General features: G+C 67.9%; 14 protein-coding genes. 6 read left to right on the top strand and 8 right to left on the bottom strand.

Features of this window, described 5'->3' with window-relative positions:
- Positions 1-139 precede the first annotated feature (139 nt).
- Positions 140-694, top strand: coding sequence for a YceI family protein (locus tag RHA1_RS25260; protein WP_009476977.1), 555 nt, complete (start codon positions 140-142; stop codon positions 692-694).
- Positions 695-717: 23 nt separating this feature from the next.
- On the opposite strand, the gene RHA1_RS25255 is transcribed toward RHA1_RS25260, so the two are convergent.
- Both RHA1_RS25255 and RHA1_RS25250 read right to left on the bottom strand, forming a co-directional pair.
- A complete protein-coding gene (locus RHA1_RS25255) occupies positions 718-1749 on the bottom strand; it encodes a lysylphosphatidylglycerol synthase transmembrane domain-containing protein (RefSeq protein WP_237726943.1) in 1032 nt (343 codons plus the stop codon).
- Positions 1736-2371 (bottom strand): TetR/AcrR family transcriptional regulator, encoded by a 636-nt coding sequence (locus tag RHA1_RS25250; protein ID WP_009478191.1) that lies wholly within the window; start codon positions 2369-2371, stop codon positions 1736-1738. Before RHA1_RS25250 ends, RHA1_RS25255 begins: the two co-directional genes overlap by 14 nt.
- A gap of 105 nt (positions 2372-2476) precedes the next feature.
- Between RHA1_RS25250 and RHA1_RS25245 the strand changes: the two genes are divergently transcribed.
- Complete coding sequence (locus RHA1_RS25245; protein ID WP_009478190.1) at positions 2477-2857, top strand: DUF3054 domain-containing protein; 381 nt, start codon at positions 2477-2479, stop codon at positions 2855-2857.
- Positions 2858-2913: 56 nt separating this feature from the next.
- Positions 2914-4386: a peptide MFS transporter gene (locus RHA1_RS25240; protein ID WP_009478189.1), complete on the top strand. Its 1473-nt coding sequence runs from the start codon at positions 2914-2916 to the stop codon at positions 4384-4386.
- A gap of 19 nt (positions 4387-4405) precedes the next feature.
- On the opposite strand, the gene RHA1_RS25235 is transcribed toward RHA1_RS25240, so the two are convergent.
- The 3 genes from RHA1_RS25235 to RHA1_RS25225 form a co-directional block, all read right to left on the bottom strand.
- Positions 4406-5143 carry a sulfite exporter TauE/SafE family protein gene (locus RHA1_RS25235; protein ID WP_011597381.1) on the bottom strand — a complete coding sequence of 246 codons (738 nt, stop codon included), beginning with the start codon at positions 5141-5143 and terminating at the stop codon, positions 4406-4408.
- Positions 5144-5260: 117 nt separating this feature from the next.
- Positions 5261-6940 carry an NTF2-like N-terminal transpeptidase domain-containing protein gene (locus RHA1_RS25230; protein WP_009478187.1) on the bottom strand — a complete coding sequence of 560 codons (1680 nt, stop codon included), beginning with the start codon at positions 6938-6940 and terminating at the stop codon, positions 5261-5263.
- Between the two features lie 96 nt (positions 6941-7036).
- Positions 7037-8845, bottom strand: coding sequence for a penicillin-binding transpeptidase domain-containing protein (locus tag RHA1_RS25225; protein WP_009478186.1), 1809 nt, complete (start codon positions 8843-8845; stop codon positions 7037-7039).
- A gap of 95 nt (positions 8846-8940) precedes the next feature.
- On the opposite strand from RHA1_RS25225, the gene abmR reads away from it, so the two are divergent.
- Both abmR and RHA1_RS25215 read left to right on the top strand, forming a co-directional pair.
- Complete coding sequence (abmR, locus tag RHA1_RS25220; RefSeq protein ID WP_009478185.1) at positions 8941-9507, top strand: ATP-binding transcription factor AbmR; 567 nt, start codon at positions 8941-8943, stop codon at positions 9505-9507.
- Between the two features lie 141 nt (positions 9508-9648).
- Positions 9649-11250: an ABC-F family ATP-binding cassette domain-containing protein gene (locus RHA1_RS25215; RefSeq protein WP_011597380.1), complete on the top strand. Its 1602-nt coding sequence runs from the start codon at positions 9649-9651 to the stop codon at positions 11248-11250.
- Here the strand turns inward: RHA1_RS25215 and RHA1_RS25210 are convergent.
- Together RHA1_RS25210 and RHA1_RS25205 are read right to left on the bottom strand one after the other, a co-directional pair.
- Positions 11240-12196, bottom strand: coding sequence for an isopenicillin N synthase family dioxygenase (locus RHA1_RS25210; RefSeq protein WP_011597379.1), 957 nt, complete (start codon positions 12194-12196; stop codon positions 11240-11242). The two genes, RHA1_RS25215 and RHA1_RS25210, sit on opposite strands and share 11 nt — an antisense overlap.
- Complete coding sequence (locus RHA1_RS25205) at positions 12193-12672, bottom strand: nucleoside deaminase (RefSeq protein WP_011597378.1); 480 nt, start codon at positions 12670-12672, stop codon at positions 12193-12195. The genes RHA1_RS25210 and RHA1_RS25205 overlap by 4 nt, the downstream gene beginning before the upstream one ends.
- 104 nt (positions 12673-12776) lie before the next feature.
- Here RHA1_RS25205 and RHA1_RS25200 point away from each other — a divergent pair, with 104 nt between their 5' ends.
- Entirely contained in the window at positions 12777-14306 is a 1530-nt protein-coding gene (locus RHA1_RS25200; RefSeq protein ID WP_011597377.1) for a PucR family transcriptional regulator, read from the top strand.
- On the opposite strand, the gene RHA1_RS25195 is transcribed toward RHA1_RS25200, so the two are convergent.
- Positions 14271-15695: a purine-cytosine permease family protein gene (locus RHA1_RS25195; protein ID WP_041811995.1), complete on the bottom strand. Its 1425-nt coding sequence runs from the start codon at positions 15693-15695 to the stop codon at positions 14271-14273. The genes RHA1_RS25200 and RHA1_RS25195 overlap by 36 nt on opposite strands.
- Between the last annotated feature and the right edge of the window lie 42 nt (positions 15696-15737).

Here is a 15737-nt window from a genome sequence, read left to right as displayed (position 1 = left end):
CCCGGCCACACCGCGCCACTCACCTGCGTCGTGTGACAGGCATCACATTCGGGTTGCGGAAGAAATTCTCCGGGTTCATAGTTGAAGCTACAAGAACTTGAACATTCAACTATTTGAGTCGACGCTCCGAGGAGTTCACATGACCACCGCCACCGCCACCCTGCCCAACCTCACCGCCGGAACCTGGGCCATCGACACCGTCCACTCCACCGTCGGCTTCTCCGTCCGCCACCTGATGGTCAGCAAGGTCCGCGGCACCTTCAACGACTTCACCGGCGCGATCACCGTCGCCGAGGACGGCACCGCCGCCGTCACCGCCGAAATCCAGGTCGCGTCCATCGACACCAAGAACACCGACCGCGACGCCCACATCAAGTCCGCCGACTTCTTCGACGCCGAGCAGTACCCCACCGCCACCTTCACCTCCACCGCCGTCCGCGCCAAGGGCGACGACTACGTGGTCGAGGGCGAATTCACCCTCCACGGCGTCACCCGCCCCGTCGAGCTCGCCCTCGAGTTCAACGGCGTCAACCCCGGCATGGGCAACGGACCGGTCGCCGGCTTCGAAGCCACCACCGTCCTCAACCGCAAGGACTTCGGCATCACCATCGACATGCCCCTCGAAGGCGGCGGAGCCGTCGTCGGCGACAAGATCACCATCACCCTCGAGATCGAGGCCGGCCTGCAGGCCTGACCCCACCCGCACCACACGCCCCGTCATCCACCCGGACGACGGGGCGCGGTCGTGCGACGGGCATACCTGGCGGCGAACAGCACTGCCCACCCGATCGCGCCGATGAGCGCGAAGCTGATCAGCCGGTACAGCATCACGGCGGCAGTCGCCTCGTCCGTGCCCAGCCCGCCGGCGACGAACGCCACGATCAGGGCGCCGTCGACGACGCCGATCCCGCCGGGAATCAGCGGGATGCTCGACGCGGCCATGCCCGCGACGTAGGCCGTCATCGCGAGGCCGATCCCGACGTCGGTGACGCCCACCGCGCGGCACGCGGCGATCAGGCACAGCAGGTCGCCGATCCAGTTCAGTCCCGCGAACACACCGCCCAGCACCCAGTCCCGCGGGCGGGGCCGGACGAGGGACAGTTGCTCGACGAGGGCGCGGACGCGTTCGACGCCCGAGGCCGCGGGTCTCCGCAGGAACGCGTTGGCCCAGCCGAGCACCCGATCCCCCGCACGCGCGAGCAGTTCCGGTCGACGCACCAGTTCCCGGATCGCGAAGGCGAGGCCGACGACTCCCAGGATCTCGCCGCCGACGGTGAGCGGATCGGCATGCACCCGGACGCCGACGGTCGCCCCGAGAATTCCGAGGGCCCCGAGCGCGAGCGAACTGATGATCCCCGACGCGAGCATCGTCCAGGCGACCAGCGGCGTGCTCGCGCCCCACGTGCGCAGTCTCCGAAACGTGAATCCGGCAGACACGAGATGTCCGGCCGGGAGCGTGACGGACAGCGCGTTGGACGCGAAAGTCAGTGCGATCGAACGATGGAGTGCCACCCGGAGACCACCCGCCGCGAGCAGTTGCCGCTGCAGTCGCGCGAACGTCGTCATCGACGCGATCTCGGCGATCACCGCCAGCACGAGCCAGCGCCACCGCGGGTGCAGCAACGTGCCCGACGCTCGCGCGATGTACGGACTCAACACCAGAACCTCGACGGCCAGTGCACCGGCCGCGGCGAGCGCCAACGCCGTCCTGGGTATCGAGCGCCCGCGCCACACGTCAGTGACGTTCATGGGACGCGACGCCGGTCCGCGACCGGGGTAGGTCGAGGACCCCGGCCTCGATCTCCGCGAACGCCGAATCCAGCAACGCGAGGAACCGCTGCGCGTCGTCGCCGGGCTGCCACTGCAGATACGCCGTGCGCAGGACGGCGAACGCCGTGTTGACGAGCAGCGCACTGCAGAGCGAGTCGACCTGATCCGGTCCGACCCGGGCGTCGACCCACTCCTGGACGAACTGCTGGAATCGCTCGCCGGCGGCCTTCGTCGACTGCGCGAGGTGGGGCGCCGCATCCAGTATCCGCCGTTGCACCGTGAGGGTGGCGGCGTTGTGGGCGATGTTCGCGCGGATGATCTCACGGACCGACACCCACATCGGTTCGCCGTCGGGACGCTCGTCAGCCAGCTTCTGCCACCGCTCACGGTCACCCGGTCCGGGGTCGAAGAGCAGCGCTTCCTTGGACTCGAAGTAATTGAACAGCGTGCTCTTGGACACGCGCGCCGCGGCGGCGATCTCTTCGACGCTGACGTCGTCGTAACCGCGGGTGTCCACCAGGTCGAGGGCGCACGCATGCAACGTCCGCCACGTCTCGTGCTTCTTCGCGACGCGCAGACCTGATCCGCTCTCCGCAGCCATGAATCGACCCTAACCCCAACTTGGACCGAGTACAATTTTCTCCCCGGTCCACTGTTGGTATGAGTCCACCTCTCGTCGGCAATGCGGCCCCTCTAGGCTGGCCGTGTGAAGAAGTACCTCCCCGCGCTGGCCCTGGACGTCGTCCTCGTGATCGTGTTCTGTGCCATCGGCCGCCGCAGCCACGACGAAGCCAATGCCCTGACAGGTCTGGCCACCACGGCGTGGCCGTTCCTGACCGGACTCGCGGTCGGCTGGCTCGCCACCGTCGCGCTCTACCGCGACAAGTTCGACGCGTTCCTGATCGTCCCGACAGGCATCGCGGTGTGGCTGTCGACGCTCGTGGTGGGCATGCTCTTGCGCGTCGTCAGCGGCCAGGGAACGGCGTTCAGTTTCGTCCTCGTGGCGGGCACGGTGCTCGCCGTGTTCCTCCTCGGCTGGCGTGCCGTCGCGAAGATCGTGACGAGGTCGCGCGCCACCACCCGATAGCGGCGAATCCGCCCCGACGGCACACGAACACCCGCTCGAGGTGAGACAGTTTTCCCATGAGTGACACCATCGATCCGGCCCGGGACGAGAAGCGGTCCGACCGCGGCTTCTTCGGCCAGCCGTCCGCCCTCGCGAACCTGTTCGGCGTCGAGATGTGGGAGCGATTCTCCTTCTACGGGATGCAAGGCATCCTGATCTACTACCTTTACTATTCGGCCGCCGACGGTGGCCTCGGAATCGCCGAATCGTCCGCGACCAGTATCGTCGGCGCCTACGGCGGCACGGTGTATCTGTCCACCATTCTCGGAGCCTGGATCGCCGACCGGCTCCTGGGCTCCGAACGGACCCTGTTCTACAGCGCCATCCTCGTCATGCTCGGCCACATCGCCCTCGCCGTGTTCCCGGGACTGTGGGGTGTGGGAATCGGCCTGGTCTGCGTCGCATTCGGTAGTGGCGGGCTCAAGGCCAACGCCACATCCCTCGTCGGGGATCTCTACGACGAAAACGACGAGCGCCGGGACGCCGGATTCTCCATCTTCTACATGGGGATCAATCTCGGCGCCCTCGTCGGCCCGCTGCTGACGGGCTGGGCGCAGGACTCCATCGGCTTCCACGCCGGCTTCGCGCTCGCCGCAATCGGCATGGCGCTCGGACTGATCCAGTACACACTCGGCCGCAAGCACCTCCGCGGCATCGGTGCGGAACCGCCCAATCCCCTCCCCCGCGCCCAGCGACCCAAGTGGATCGCGATCGGCGCCGCCGCGGTCGTGGTCATTGCGGCCCTGTCCCTGACCGGGGTGATCACCGCGGCCAACATGTCGGACATCGTGGTCGGCCTCACCATCGTCGCGGCGATCGGCTACTTCGCGATCATGTTGTCGAGCCGCCGCATCACGGCCGTCGAGCGCAGCCGCGTCTACGCGTTCATCCCGATGTTCATCGCCAGCGCGGTGTTCTGGTCGCTGTTCCAGCAGCAGTTCACCACCGTCGCGGTGTACTCCGACAAGCGACTCGACCGCAACCTGTTCGGCTGGGACTTCCCGCCGTCGTGGGTGCAGTCCATCAACCCGGTCTTCATCATCATTTTCGCGGGCGTCTTCGCAGCCGCGTGGACGAAGCTCGGACCTCGACAGCCGTCGTCGCCGATCAAGTTCGCGGCGGGCACCGTCATCATGGGTATCGCGTTCCTGGCGTTCATCCCGATGTCGGGTGGCGGCGCGAACAGTGCACCGCTGCTGGGTCTGGCCGGAATCCTGTTGCTGTTCACGTTCGCCGAACTGCTGCTGTCCCCGGTCGGGCTGTCGCTGTCGACCAAACTGGCGCCCGAGGCCTTCCACACCCAGATGGTGGCGTTGTTCTTCCTGTCCGTCGCCCTGGGCACCGCCATGGCGGGCACACTGGCCGGCTACTACGACGAGAACAACGAAGTCCCGTACTTCACCGCGGTCGGGCTGGGCTCGATCGCCGTCGGTGTGCTCCTCGCCATCGGCTCACCGTGGATCCGGCGTCTGATGAAGGGCGTGCACTGACGATGCACTGAGCGTCGTCTCAGCGCACCCACAACCACACGGCCAACCCGAATCCCGCGATCGCGATGACGACGCGGAGGACGGACGGTGGTATCCGCCTGACGACGGGCGGCCCGCACCAGCCACCGGCCAGGGCGCCGACCGCCATCGCGGCGGCGGCGCCCCAGTGGACGGGACCGAAGACCGCGAACCCGATCGCCGCCACCAGGTTCGCGACGCCCAGGAGGAAGCTCTTCAGGATGGTCGCGCGCCAGATCTTCTCCGAGGTGAGGATCAAGGCGATCGCCAGGAAGATCACGCCGGCGCCGGCACCGAAGTACCCGCCGTAGATGGCGACGACGAACAGCGACACCGAGTACGCGCGTGGCATGTCCCGCTCGCCCGCCAGCGCGCGGAGCCGGGGTTGCAGCAGCAGCGCCAGCGCGGCGAACGCCACCATGAACGGGACGATCGCCTCGAACGACCCCGCCGGAGCCACCAGCAGGATTCCCGCGCCGACCAGGCCGCCCGCGGCCGAGTACAGCGCCCAGCGCCACAGCTTGGGGCCGGTGTCGGCGACCTCCCGCGTCGAGTTGGACAAGGCGCCGACGCCGACCGCCACCATCGCGACCGTGTTGGTGACGTTCGCGGTCACCGGCGGCAGACCGACCGCGAGGAGTGCGGGATACGACACGATGGACGCCAGGCCGGTGACGAAGCCGACCAGTCCCGCGAAGAACCCCGCTACGACGAGAAGACCGATATCAAGCAGGGGCACAAGGTAGAAACTTACCCTTGCTCACTTACTCCCTCAGCGTGGACGGCCCCGCCCTCCAGTTCGCCGGCTTCGCCATCTCCGTGTCCTCAGTTCGCCGGCTTCGCCATCTCCGTGTCCTCAGTTCGCCGGCTTCGCCATCTCACGGAAGAGCATGTCGGTCATCTTCACCGCGCGGTCGCCACCGTCGGCGTCGGCGACGAAGACCGCGAAGGCCAGGTCGCCGCGTGAGCCGTAGAACCAGCGGTCGTCGCCGCTCGCACCGTTCATGCCCATGAGGTCCGGGTAGCCGTTGAGGAACGACGCCCCGCCCCGCACCACGTTGTCACGCATCATGCCGCGGAGTTGATCGTTGACGTTCGCCGGAAGCGGCTGAGCGGCCACATCGGTGGTGCCCGGCTGTCCCTGGACGATCATCGGGGCGGGCGCGCTGCCCCGCGCGATCGATGCAGCCAGCATGGCCATCCCGAACGGCGTCACGGCGGGCAGGTCGCTGTCCTTACGGTTCATCACCTGGTTCATGCCCGACTGGTCGGCGGTGAAGACGGCGGTCTGATGGTCGAGGCCCGGGATCTTGTAGTTCATGCCGAGCCCGAGCTGATTGCCTGCCTTCTCGATGTCCTCGATCGACAGCGACGACGGGTCGACGCCCTTCTGCAGTCCGGCGGCCTTCTTCACCAGGTCGAGGTTCGACCCGGCGGGATACAGGCCCTGGAACGCGATCGGCCCCTGCTCCATCGCCTGATTGTTCTGCGCGGCGGCCAGCACCGCGCCGGAGGACGGCTGGATCGCGACGATCGTCGCGGGGGTGCCGACACTGACCACGGCTTCCTCGGCTGCCAGCTGCAGGCGGGAGTCCATGGTCGCGACGATGTCCGGTCCGGGCGGGCCCTGGAACCCTGCCTGCGGGATGAGCGTGCCGTCGGGGTCCACGAGATGGACGGCCCAGCCGGCCGTGGCGTCCCGGTTGGCCTGCCACACCTTGCGCAGCGGATCCAGCAGCGGCGTCGTGATGCGCCGATCCGCCGTGATGAGTTTCGGCGTCTTGATGGTGATGACGCCGGGGATCGCGAGATCCTGCTCGAGGTACTCCCAATCCTGGTCGCGCAGCAACACGGCGGTGACCTGCTGGCCGGGCTTCTCGGCCATCTCCGCCATCATCGTGTCGGACGTCACGAGGGGTGCCACCGGCTCGAGGACCTCCGCGAGACGCCGGGTGGTCGCGACGGGATCGGGCATCGTGGCGGGATCGAGGGTGACAGAGTTGATGGTCTGCTCGTTCATGAGCAACGCACCGAACGCGTCGAAGACCCGCGGCGGAGCGGCGTCCGTCCGGTCGTAGCGGACGATACGCCCGTTGCCCAGATCGGGCGCGAGGATCGACGGATCCCAGGAGATGCGCCAGCCGACGGACAGGTTCCGCACACCACCCTGAACCTGGTAGGTCCAATCTTTGCCCTCACCGAAATGCCAAGCGGCACCGACAGTGAAGAAGCCGGAGTCCGAGCCGAGATCCATGAACTGGGTCAGGTCGAACTTGGCGTCCTCGGGTTTGAGCCCGTCGAACATCTGCTGAATCGCCGTCTCCGCGGCGTTGGGATAAGAGGTCTGCGCTGCAGCAGCGGCGGCGTCGCCCTCGTTCAGCGCATTGACGAAGTCGTCGACGACCGACTCAGCGGTCGCCTCCTCTTTCGAGAGCACACACGACGCCAGAATCACCGCCAGAACGACAGCCGACGTCAGGGCGATCACGTATCTGTTGCGGCGGCCAAGCGATCGTCCATTCCCCATGTCCACCATCTTGCTTTCAGTCACATGCGTAACAAGCACCATTTGCCTACGAAGGAGTTACGGTTGAGCCACAACTTATCCCCGAACAGCAACGCGCGAACGGGTTTATCGAAGAAAACGCCCCGCAGCCTGCACAGCAGGGGCCGAACTGTCACCTGTTGCTATAAATACGGCAAATGCTAGGTCGTCCTTGATTCCGACGAACCAGCCGTGCGCGGGTCCATTTCCCGACTCGGCCGTCCCCGTTTTGCCGAGCAGTCCCGGAATGTCCTGCAGCGCAGTAGCGGTACCGCCCGTCACAGTTTCACGCATCATCGTCCGGAGGTCGGAGGTGACGTTCGCAGGCACGGTGGGCGCCGTCTTGTCGGCTGTACCCGGTTGGCCTTGCACGATCATAGGCGACGGCGTCGAACCGTTCGCGATGGAGGCGGCCACCATGGCCATCCCGAACGGCGTCGCGGTCACCTGCCCCTGCCCGATCCCGGACTCGACGCGGGCCGCCGGACTGTCGGCGACGGGCACGTTGCCGGTCACGGTCGTCAGCCCGGGCGTCACGTAGTCGACGCCGAGCCCGAACTGCAGCGCGGCCTGCTGCAGGGCGTCGGGCGGCAAGCCGACCGCCAGCCGTCCCATGGTGGTGTTGCACGACCGCGCGAAGGCGGTGTGCAGCGGGACCGCGCCCAGGTCGAATTCGTCGTCGTTGGGGATCTGCCTGCCTTCGATGTTCTCGGTGCCGGGGCAGGGCAGGACGGTGTCCGGCGTGGCGGCACCGGCCTGCAGTGCCGCGGACGTCGTCACCGTCTTGAAAGTGGATCCCGGCGGGTAGAGGCCGGTCAGCGCGATCGGCCCGAGTGCGTCGGCCGGCGCGTTCTGCGCGACCGCCAGCACCTCCCCGGTGGAGGGTCGCAGGGCGACGATCGCGGCCTGCTGCGGCACGTCGGCGAGCGCCCGCTCGGCAGCCATCTGCATCGGGAGGTCGAGGGTCGTCGCGATGTCGGGGGCGTCGGGTCCCTGCTCGCCGGCGATGCTCTTCGCCGCGCCGTCCTGGCCGACCAGCTGCACCGCCCAGCCGGCGGAGGCGTCCTGTCCCTCCTGCCACAGGTCGCCGAGGCCCGCCAGGGTGGGTGAGGCCAGCGCCTTGTCGGTGCTGAGCAGTCTGGTCTGCGGGGCCAGTGTCACTCCGGCGAGTTGCCGCAACTGCGGTTCGATGGGCGCCAGGTCCTCGGCGCGCAGCGAGATGGCCGTGACCGGCTGACCTTGGGCACCGGCCAGATCCTGCTGGAGCGAGGCGGCGGTGATCGTCGGGGCGATGGGCGAGAGCAACGCGGCCACCGCCGCGGTGTCCGCACCTGGTTCGAGGTTGACGAGCGTCACGACTTGTTGCTCGAGGATCGGCGCCCCACCCGCGGCGAGGACTTTCGGCGGCGCCCCGGTCGTGGTGGTGTACCGGACGGTGGTGTCGTCGGTGAGGCCGGGTGCGAGGACGGCCGGGTCCCAGACGATCTTCCAGTCGTCGCCTTCCTTGGTGGCGTTGCCGGTGGTGCTGTACTTCCACTCCTGCCCCGGGGCGAACGGCCACGACACGTCCATCGTGAACGTGCCGCCGTTGTCACCCGACTCCTGCACGTCGGTGCGGGTGAACGTTCCGTCCTTGTTTCCGAGCCCGTCGTACATCGCCGTGATCGCGGCGGTTGCGGCGGCCGGATCGGTGGTGAGTTCGGCGGCGGCCTGCACGTCGTCGCTGTTGAGGGCGTCGGCGAACTGCTGCGAGACGGTGTCGGGCTGGTCCGGCCCGAAGAGTCCGCAGGCGGAGAGCACGGACGCGAGGACGGCGATTCCGGCCGCTGCCTTCCGGGTGGGGGTGGGACGGATGGGGCTGTGACGAACGGTTGAGGTGCGCACGAACTCGATCATGCCTGACGTGGTGGCGCGCTTCGAATAATCGGTGTAATTATGTAATCAGTGCTGCATCACAGTGATCGCGGCACCAGGGTCCCCAGGAGGACGCCATGAGGAACACACAAGGTCCGGGCCCCCGCCGCTTCGGCCGGCCCGGTGGATGGCAGCAGGCGGATGTCCCCGATGCGAGCGACGCGGCCGAATGGTTCACCGGCCGTCTTCCCGACGACTGGTTCACCGGCCCCGCGACCGTAGAGGTCGACCGCGAGGAGATCGTCGTGGTCGGCGAATTGCCGCCCGTCGAGTCCGCCGACTCCGGTTCGGAGGCCGCGATCGACGGACGCATCTCCCGGTTCCGCGAAACGACCCGGGGCGATCGGATGCGCATCGCCGACGAGGCCGAGAGGCGTTACGGGCGCAAGGTCGCGTGGGGCGTCAGCCTCGACGGCCACAAGACGCTGTTCACTCACCTCGCCGTGCCGGTGATGACCCGGCTCCGCCAGCCCGAACGCAAGGTTCTCGACACGCTCGTCGACGCCGGCGTGGCGCGGTCGCGGTCGGACGCGCTGATGTGGACGGTGCGCCTAGCCGGCCAGCACAGCGAACAGTGGCTCGCCGAGCTCCGCGAAGCCATGGCGAAGGTGGACGAACTCAGGGCCGACGGGCCCCAGATCTAATTCGATTGCGCGGGCATCGGCGGCGTCCTATCGTGAACGTCACCGATGTGCACCGGGCGCGTCAGACAGAGAGGAACGGTCCATTGCTCCTGACGAGGTAGTCACGCGAGTCTTCATCCGCACACACCTCGGGAGTACCCCATGGCCCAGTCATATCTGTCCCTGTCCGACCTCACGTTCACCTGGCCCGACGGCGAGCCGGTCTTCGACGGCCTCGACGCCGTCTTCGGCCCCGGACGCACCGGGGTGGTCGGTCTCAACGGTTCCGGTAAATCCACACTGCTCCGGCTGATCGCCGGGCGCCTGCACCCCGACCGCGGGTCGGTGACGGCGCGGGGCGAGGTGGCGTACCTGCCGCAGGACATCACGCTCGATCCCACGCTGAAGGTCGACCGGATCCTGGGCATCGCCGACCTCCGGGCGGCGTTGCACCGCATCGAGTCCGGCGACGGCACACCCGACGATTTCGATGCCGCGACCGGCCGTTGGGACATCGAGGAGCGGGCGGTCTCGACCCTGCACCGGCTCGGTCTCGAACGCGTGCTCGGCAGCACGTCCGACCTCGATCGCACCGTCGGCACCCTGTCCGGCGGTGAGACGGTGTTGCTCGGCCTCACCGCGCAACTGTTGAAGGAACCGGAGGTGCTGCTCCTCGACGAGCCCACCAACAACCTCGACAGCGCGTCCCGCAGCAAGCTCTACGAGGTGGTGCAACAGTTTCCGGGCACCCTGCTGGTGGTCAGCCACGACCGCGACCTGCTCGATCTCATGAATTCCGTCGCGGAGCTGCGTGGTGGTGAGATCCGCGTGTTCGGCGGGAACTTCAGCGCCTACCAGGAGATCGTCGAGGCGGAGCAGGAGGCCGCGCGGTCGGCGGTGCGCGATGCCCGCAGCGATGTGCAGAAGCAGAAGCGGGAACTCGTCGAGGCCCGCATCAAGATCGACCGTCGTAAGCGGTACGGGCAGAAGATGTTCGAGAACAAGCGCGAACCGAAGATCGTGATGGGGCTGCGGAAGCGTCAGGCGCAGGAATCCGCGGGAAAGCTGCGGAACAACCACATCGCGAAGGTCGACGAATCGCGGGAGTCGTTGACGGAAGCGGAGAGTGCCCTACGGGACGACAGGGAGGTGCGCATCGACCTCCCGGCCACGCAGGTGCACTCGGGCCAGGAGGTGGTCTCCGTCCGGGACGTGAGCCTGCTCAGCGGACAGGAGGTGTCGCTGGACGTCGTGGGCCCCGAGCGGATCGCCCTCGTCGGACGCAACGGTGTCGGCAAGACGACCCTCCTCGACGCCGTCGTGGCCGCGGGACCGCGGGTTCCGTTCAAGGCGCTGCCGCAGCGACTCGACGTGTTCGACGAATCGCTCACGGTCGCCGAGAACGTGGCCGCGGCGGCGCCTCACGCGTCGCAGGAACAGATCCGTGCCCAGCTGGCCCGGTTCCTGTTCCGGGGCAATGATTCCGACGTGCTCGCATCGGCATTGTCGGGTGGCGAACGGTTGCGGGCCGCGCTCGCGACCATCCTGCTGGCCGAACCCGCCCCGCGCCTGCTGCTGATGGACGAGCCGACGAACAACCTCGACCTGCCGAGCCTCGCCCACCTCACGCAGGCGCTCCGCAGCTACCGCGGCGCGTTGATCGTGGTCAGCCACGACCGGCAGTTCCTCCACGACATCGGCGTCACCCGGTGGCTGGAACTGACCGACGAGGCCCTTCGGACCCGTGCGGCGCCTACAAGGTGATCGCGTCGAGGCGGGTCTTGATGAAGTCCGCCGACGTGACGGGCCCGAGCCCGGCGACGGTTCCGATCGGCGGCTCGAGAGGTGTCACCTGCGCGTCGTGGTTGAGTTCGTAGAAGTAGATGAGCGACACCAGGTCTTCTTCGGGGGCGTCGGCCTGCGGCGGCAGCACGCGGTGTCGGCCCGACGGCCAGCGCTTGCCGCTCCAGTACTCGAGGAGGTCGCCGATGTTGACGGTGAGAGCGTCGGCGTCGTAGGGCGCGTCCGCCCAGCCGCCTTCGTCGGTGTACACCTGGAGTCCGCCTGCGCCGGGTTCCCGGTCCAGGACGGTGACGGTGCCGAAATCGGTGTGCGGCCCGATACGGAACTGGCCCGGCTCCGGCTCCCCCACCGAGGACATCGGCGGGTAGTGGTTGATGTTGCACGTCCACGTCGGGCGGTCCGCGAGTCCGTCGAAGGGGTTGGCGGGCAGTGCGAGTGCCGCCGAGAACAGGGCGAGGAGGTCGTCGGAGAGCCGGCGCATCGCCTCGGTGTAGGTGGTGAGGAGGGCGCGCAGGTCCGCCACTTCGGTGGGCCACACGTTGGGCTTGAACCACACGTCGTCGACGACGGGATCCCCGGTACGCGTCTCGGCCCCGATGGCGAACGTCTCCTTGAGGTCCGGAGGCGTCTCGGTGCCCTCGGCATAGCCGTTGGCCTCCATCCCGGGCCCGATCCAGCCGCGCTCGCCCACGATCGCCGAGTACCGCGCCTTCACCTCTTCCGGGAGTGCGAAGAACCGGCGCGCCGCGGCCCGTACGTCCGCGGCCAGTTCGCGGGTGACTCCGTGGCCGCGGACGAGGAGGAACCCGGCGCGCTGCAGTCCCTCGTCGACGTCCCTGGCGACGGCCGCAGCGGAGGGCCCGCCCGCCCGCCAGAGGGCGATGTCGACGGTGGCGATCGCGGTCATTCGGCTACTCCAGTGTCTTCGTTCCAGAGTTCGGGCTGGTTCTCGATGAATTCGGTCATGAGGTCGATGCAGTGCTGATCGCGCAGGACGGTCACGTCCACGCCGTTCTCACGGAGCCATTCGTGACCGCCGGTGAACGTGACGCTCTCCCCCACGACGATCGCACCGATGTTGAACTGCCGGACCAGACCGCTGCAGTACCAGCACGGCGACAGGGTCGTCACCATGATCGTCGAGCGGTAGTCGCGCTGGCGCCCGGCAGCCCGGAACGCGTCCGTCTCACCGTGGACGGACGGATCGGCGTGCTGGACCCGTCGGTTGCGGCCGCTGCCCAGCAGGGATCCGTCGCCGGCGAAGAGTGCGGCCCCGATGGGTATCCCGCCCTCGCGTTTGCCGAGTTCGGCTTCGGCGATCGCCACGGTCAGCAGTTCCTCGGGGTCGAGGGCCATCCGCGCAGAGTTCACAGAGATCGACATGCCTCTACCTTCCGTCTCGGACGCCGCGACCACAACGGACACACTGTGGTAACGAACGGGCCTTAACCTGTACAGACTGTCCGCCTCCCGAGGAGGGTTCGACGATGTCGTTGACCGTGCGCGAGTTGCTCCGGAACCAGTTCGTCAGCGCGAACCCGCAGGTTCTGGCCGGGAAGTCGCAGCTCGGCCGCGCGGTGCGCTGGGTGCATTCCAGTGAGATCTACGAGATAAGCCCGCTGCTGTCCGGCGACGAGTTGCTGCTGACCACCGGGCTGGGGTTGTCCGGTGTGGATCCCGGGACGCGCAGGCACTATCTCCGCGAGGTCGGGGAACGCAATGTCGCGGGCGTGGCGATCGAGCTGGGCCGGACGTTCGACGTCGTTCCTGGTGACATGATCGAAGAGGCGGCCGCCCTGGACCTACCGCTCATCGCGCTCCGGACGGTGGTCCCGTTCATCGAACTCTGCCAGAACGCCAACACCGAGATCATCTCCCGCGAGGTGTCGGCCCTGCGGACCCAGAACGAACTGTCCCGTGTGCTGGAAGCGGAGTTGATGGCAGGCAACGGGGTGGCCCGCTTGCTCGAGCGCATCAGCGAGACGAGCGGCTGCCCGCTGATCGTCACCAGCGGCAGCGGGGCACTGGTCGCGGCGCACGGCGTCGACGACGACCGCGCAGCCTGGGCGGCGGCCGACGCCGGAACCGTCACGGCCACCATCCATTCACGCGACGGCGCGTGGGGGACGTTGACGGCCGGCCCCGGTTCCACGATGAATTCTTCCGTGTTGCGTGCGCTGCTCGAACGATCGACGGCGTCCCTGGGGTTGGCACTGACCTACTCCGGCAGCCTCGCGGGACGTCCCCAGCGCGCCGCGGCCGCGTTGGTGTCGGACCTGCTGGACCGCAGCGACGTTCGGCAGATCGACCTCACGGTGCGAGCCGCCGCGGCGGGGTTCCATCCTGCACCGGGCAACCGGGTGGTCGCGGTCGCCATCGATTCCCCGGGTTCGCGCATCGCGACCCGGTTGCTGGATTCGGCCGCCAAACTGCTCGGGCAGCCGTGCCTGCGTGCGGAGGTGCACGCGAGCACGTTCGGCCTGATCGCGGTCCCCGCGACCGTGGTCGACCCGGTGGGGACCGCCGTCGACTGCTTTCAGGAATCGTTGGCGTCCAACATCACCGACGGGGTGACGGTGGTGGTCGGCGATCCGTGCGACTTCGCTCCCGGGGACGTCGGCGCCGCGCTGCACACCGCCCGCTCGGGACTGCGCCTCGCGATGTCTGCCCGGCGGTCGTGGTTGGCGGGGCGGGTGGTGACGACGACACGGGAACTCGCCCCCGAACTCGCGCTCGACCGGTTACCTCCCGACGTCCGGGAGCGGATGGTCGCGACAACCATTGCGCCGTTGGTGGAGTGGGATCGAACCCATTCGAGCGACCTGGTCCGCACCCTGGAGGTGCACCTTCGGCACGGGTGCAGCGCCACCAGTTCGGCGTCGGCGCTGCATCTCGGCCGGCAATCGATGTACCAGCGCCTCGAGCGTATCCGGGCGTTGCTCGGATACGACCCGGGTTCGCCGTCGATGTACGGTTCGCTGCTACTTGCCCTGTGCGCCAATAGGTTGGCCACGTGAGATCCTGGCACCGTTGATCGCGAAGTAGAGCGCACCGGCCAGCACGAAGCCGACGAAGAACGTGATGTCGCCGAGTTCGGGTACAGCCTGCACCACGTAGCCGACGAACTTCTCCTGGTTGGAAAACAACAGGACGGATCCGACGAGGGCGATCACGAACGCGGTCAGACCACCCCAGTTGCTGTACCCGCGGTCGTACAGAAGGTTGTCGATCCGCTGCCCGCGGCGCAGGTACTGGTCGGCGAACATGATCCCCAGCCACGGTCCGATCCAGTAGGCGACGATGAGCAGGAAGGCCTCGTAGCTCGCGGCGGCGTCGGCGAGCGCCCACCACGCCACGAGGAATCCGACGACTCCGAACATCAGGGTGACCATCGCCCGCTGAGTCTTCAGCGGCAACTTCAGTCCGATGGTCACGAAGGCCATCGACCCGGAATACACGTTGAGGGCGTTGGCGGCGACCGCCCCGAGCGCGATGGCGAGCAGCGTCAGGTTCGCCAGTGCCGAGGGAAGATTCGCGGTGAACGCGTCGGTCGGGTTGTCGGAGGACGGTGCGCCGATCGTCACGGAGGCGGCACCGACCACCGACAGTGCGACGCACGAGACGAACAGTCCGGCCGAGGCGAACAGCCCGGTGCGGACCCTCGACACGGTGGCCGGCAGATACCGCGTGTAGTCGGCGGCGTATGGCGTCCACCCGGCGGCATAGCCGAACGCCGTTCCAACGGTGAGGAGGAACCCGCCCATTCCGCCGACACCACCCTCGACCGCCGGCGCGCCCGGGTTCGACTTCGCGAGTACCACCACTGCGGTGATCGCGAAGATCACGGCCAGCACGGGGAACGCGTAACGCTCGAACGCCTGGACCAGGTTGTGCCCGAAGAACGCGAACACGGTCTGGATGACGACGATCACGAGCAGGGACGGCAGGGGCGCCAGACCGGTCAGCGTGTTGAGCGCGAACGCGCCGCTGACACTGTTGGTGGCGAACCAGCCGACGCCGCACATGATCGACATGAACGCCGCCGGAAGGGCGTTGCCCCGATAGCCGAAGCCGAGGCGTCCGAGCACCATCTGCGGAACGCCGTGCAAGGGACCTCGCGCGGACAGAACGTAGTGCGCTGCCGCCCCGAGTCCTGTTCCGAGGACGAGCCCGAGCGTCGCCTGCCAGAACGTCATCCCGAACACCGACACGGACAGGACCCCGATGAAGATCGTGGCGAACTCGAGGTTCGGCGACATCCACGTCCAGAAGAGTTGGCGTGGAGTTCCGTGGCGGACCTCGTGCGGAATGAATTCGTTTCCGCCCGGTTCGACGGCCAGGACGCGGTCGCCGTACTCGCGTTCGGCAGGCGTCGCCTCGCTGCTGGTGCCCTCGGTAATTGCCATAGAAGCACTGTGTTCGCCCAGGCCTGCAGCGACAACCGACAA

It is taken from the genome of Rhodococcus jostii RHA1 (genome assembly GCF_000014565.1).
Taxonomy (GTDB): domain Bacteria; phylum Actinomycetota; class Actinomycetes; order Mycobacteriales; family Mycobacteriaceae; genus Rhodococcus_F; species Rhodococcus_F jostii_A.
The sequence above is the reverse complement of the archived record's forward strand: the minus strand, read 5'-3'. Positions and strand labels throughout refer to the sequence as shown.

What these genes read in the sequence shown, in the direction of transcription:
- RHA1_RS25260 (WP_009476977.1), top strand. Translation starts at nt 140, where the DNA reads ATGACCACCGCCACCGCCACCCTGCCCAACCTCACCGCCGGAACCTGG.
- RHA1_RS25255 (WP_237726943.1), bottom strand. Translation starts at nt 1,749, where the DNA reads ATGAACGTCACTGACGTGTGGCGCGGGCGCTCGATACCCAGGACGGCG.
- RHA1_RS25250 (WP_009478191.1), bottom strand. Translation starts at nt 2,371, where the DNA reads ATGGCTGCGGAGAGCGGATCAGGTCTGCGCGTCGCGAAGAAGCACGAG.
- RHA1_RS25240 (WP_009478189.1), top strand. Translation starts at nt 2,914, where the DNA reads ATGAGTGACACCATCGATCCGGCCCGGGACGAGAAGCGGTCCGACCGC.
- RHA1_RS25230 (WP_009478187.1), bottom strand. Translation starts at nt 6,940, where the DNA reads ATGGTGGACATGGGGAATGGACGATCGCTTGGCCGCCGCAACAGATAC.
- RHA1_RS25225 (WP_009478186.1), bottom strand. Translation starts at nt 8,845, where the DNA reads ATGATCGAGTTCGTGCGCACCTCAACCGTTCGTCACAGCCCCATCCGT.
- abmR (WP_009478185.1), top strand. Translation starts at nt 8,941, where the DNA reads ATGAGGAACACACAAGGTCCGGGCCCCCGCCGCTTCGGCCGGCCCGGT.
- RHA1_RS25215 (WP_011597380.1), top strand. Translation starts at nt 9,649, where the DNA reads ATGGCCCAGTCATATCTGTCCCTGTCCGACCTCACGTTCACCTGGCCC.
- RHA1_RS25210 (WP_011597379.1), bottom strand. Translation starts at nt 12,196, where the DNA reads ATGACCGCGATCGCCACCGTCGACATCGCCCTCTGGCGGGCGGGCGGG.
- RHA1_RS25205 (WP_011597378.1), bottom strand. Translation starts at nt 12,672, where the DNA reads ATGTCGATCTCTGTGAACTCTGCGCGGATGGCCCTCGACCCCGAGGAA.
- RHA1_RS25200 (WP_011597377.1), top strand. Translation starts at nt 12,777, where the DNA reads ATGTCGTTGACCGTGCGCGAGTTGCTCCGGAACCAGTTCGTCAGCGCG.
- RHA1_RS25195 (WP_041811995.1), bottom strand. Translation starts at nt 15,695, where the DNA reads ATGGCAATTACCGAGGGCACCAGCAGCGAGGCGACGCCTGCCGAACGC.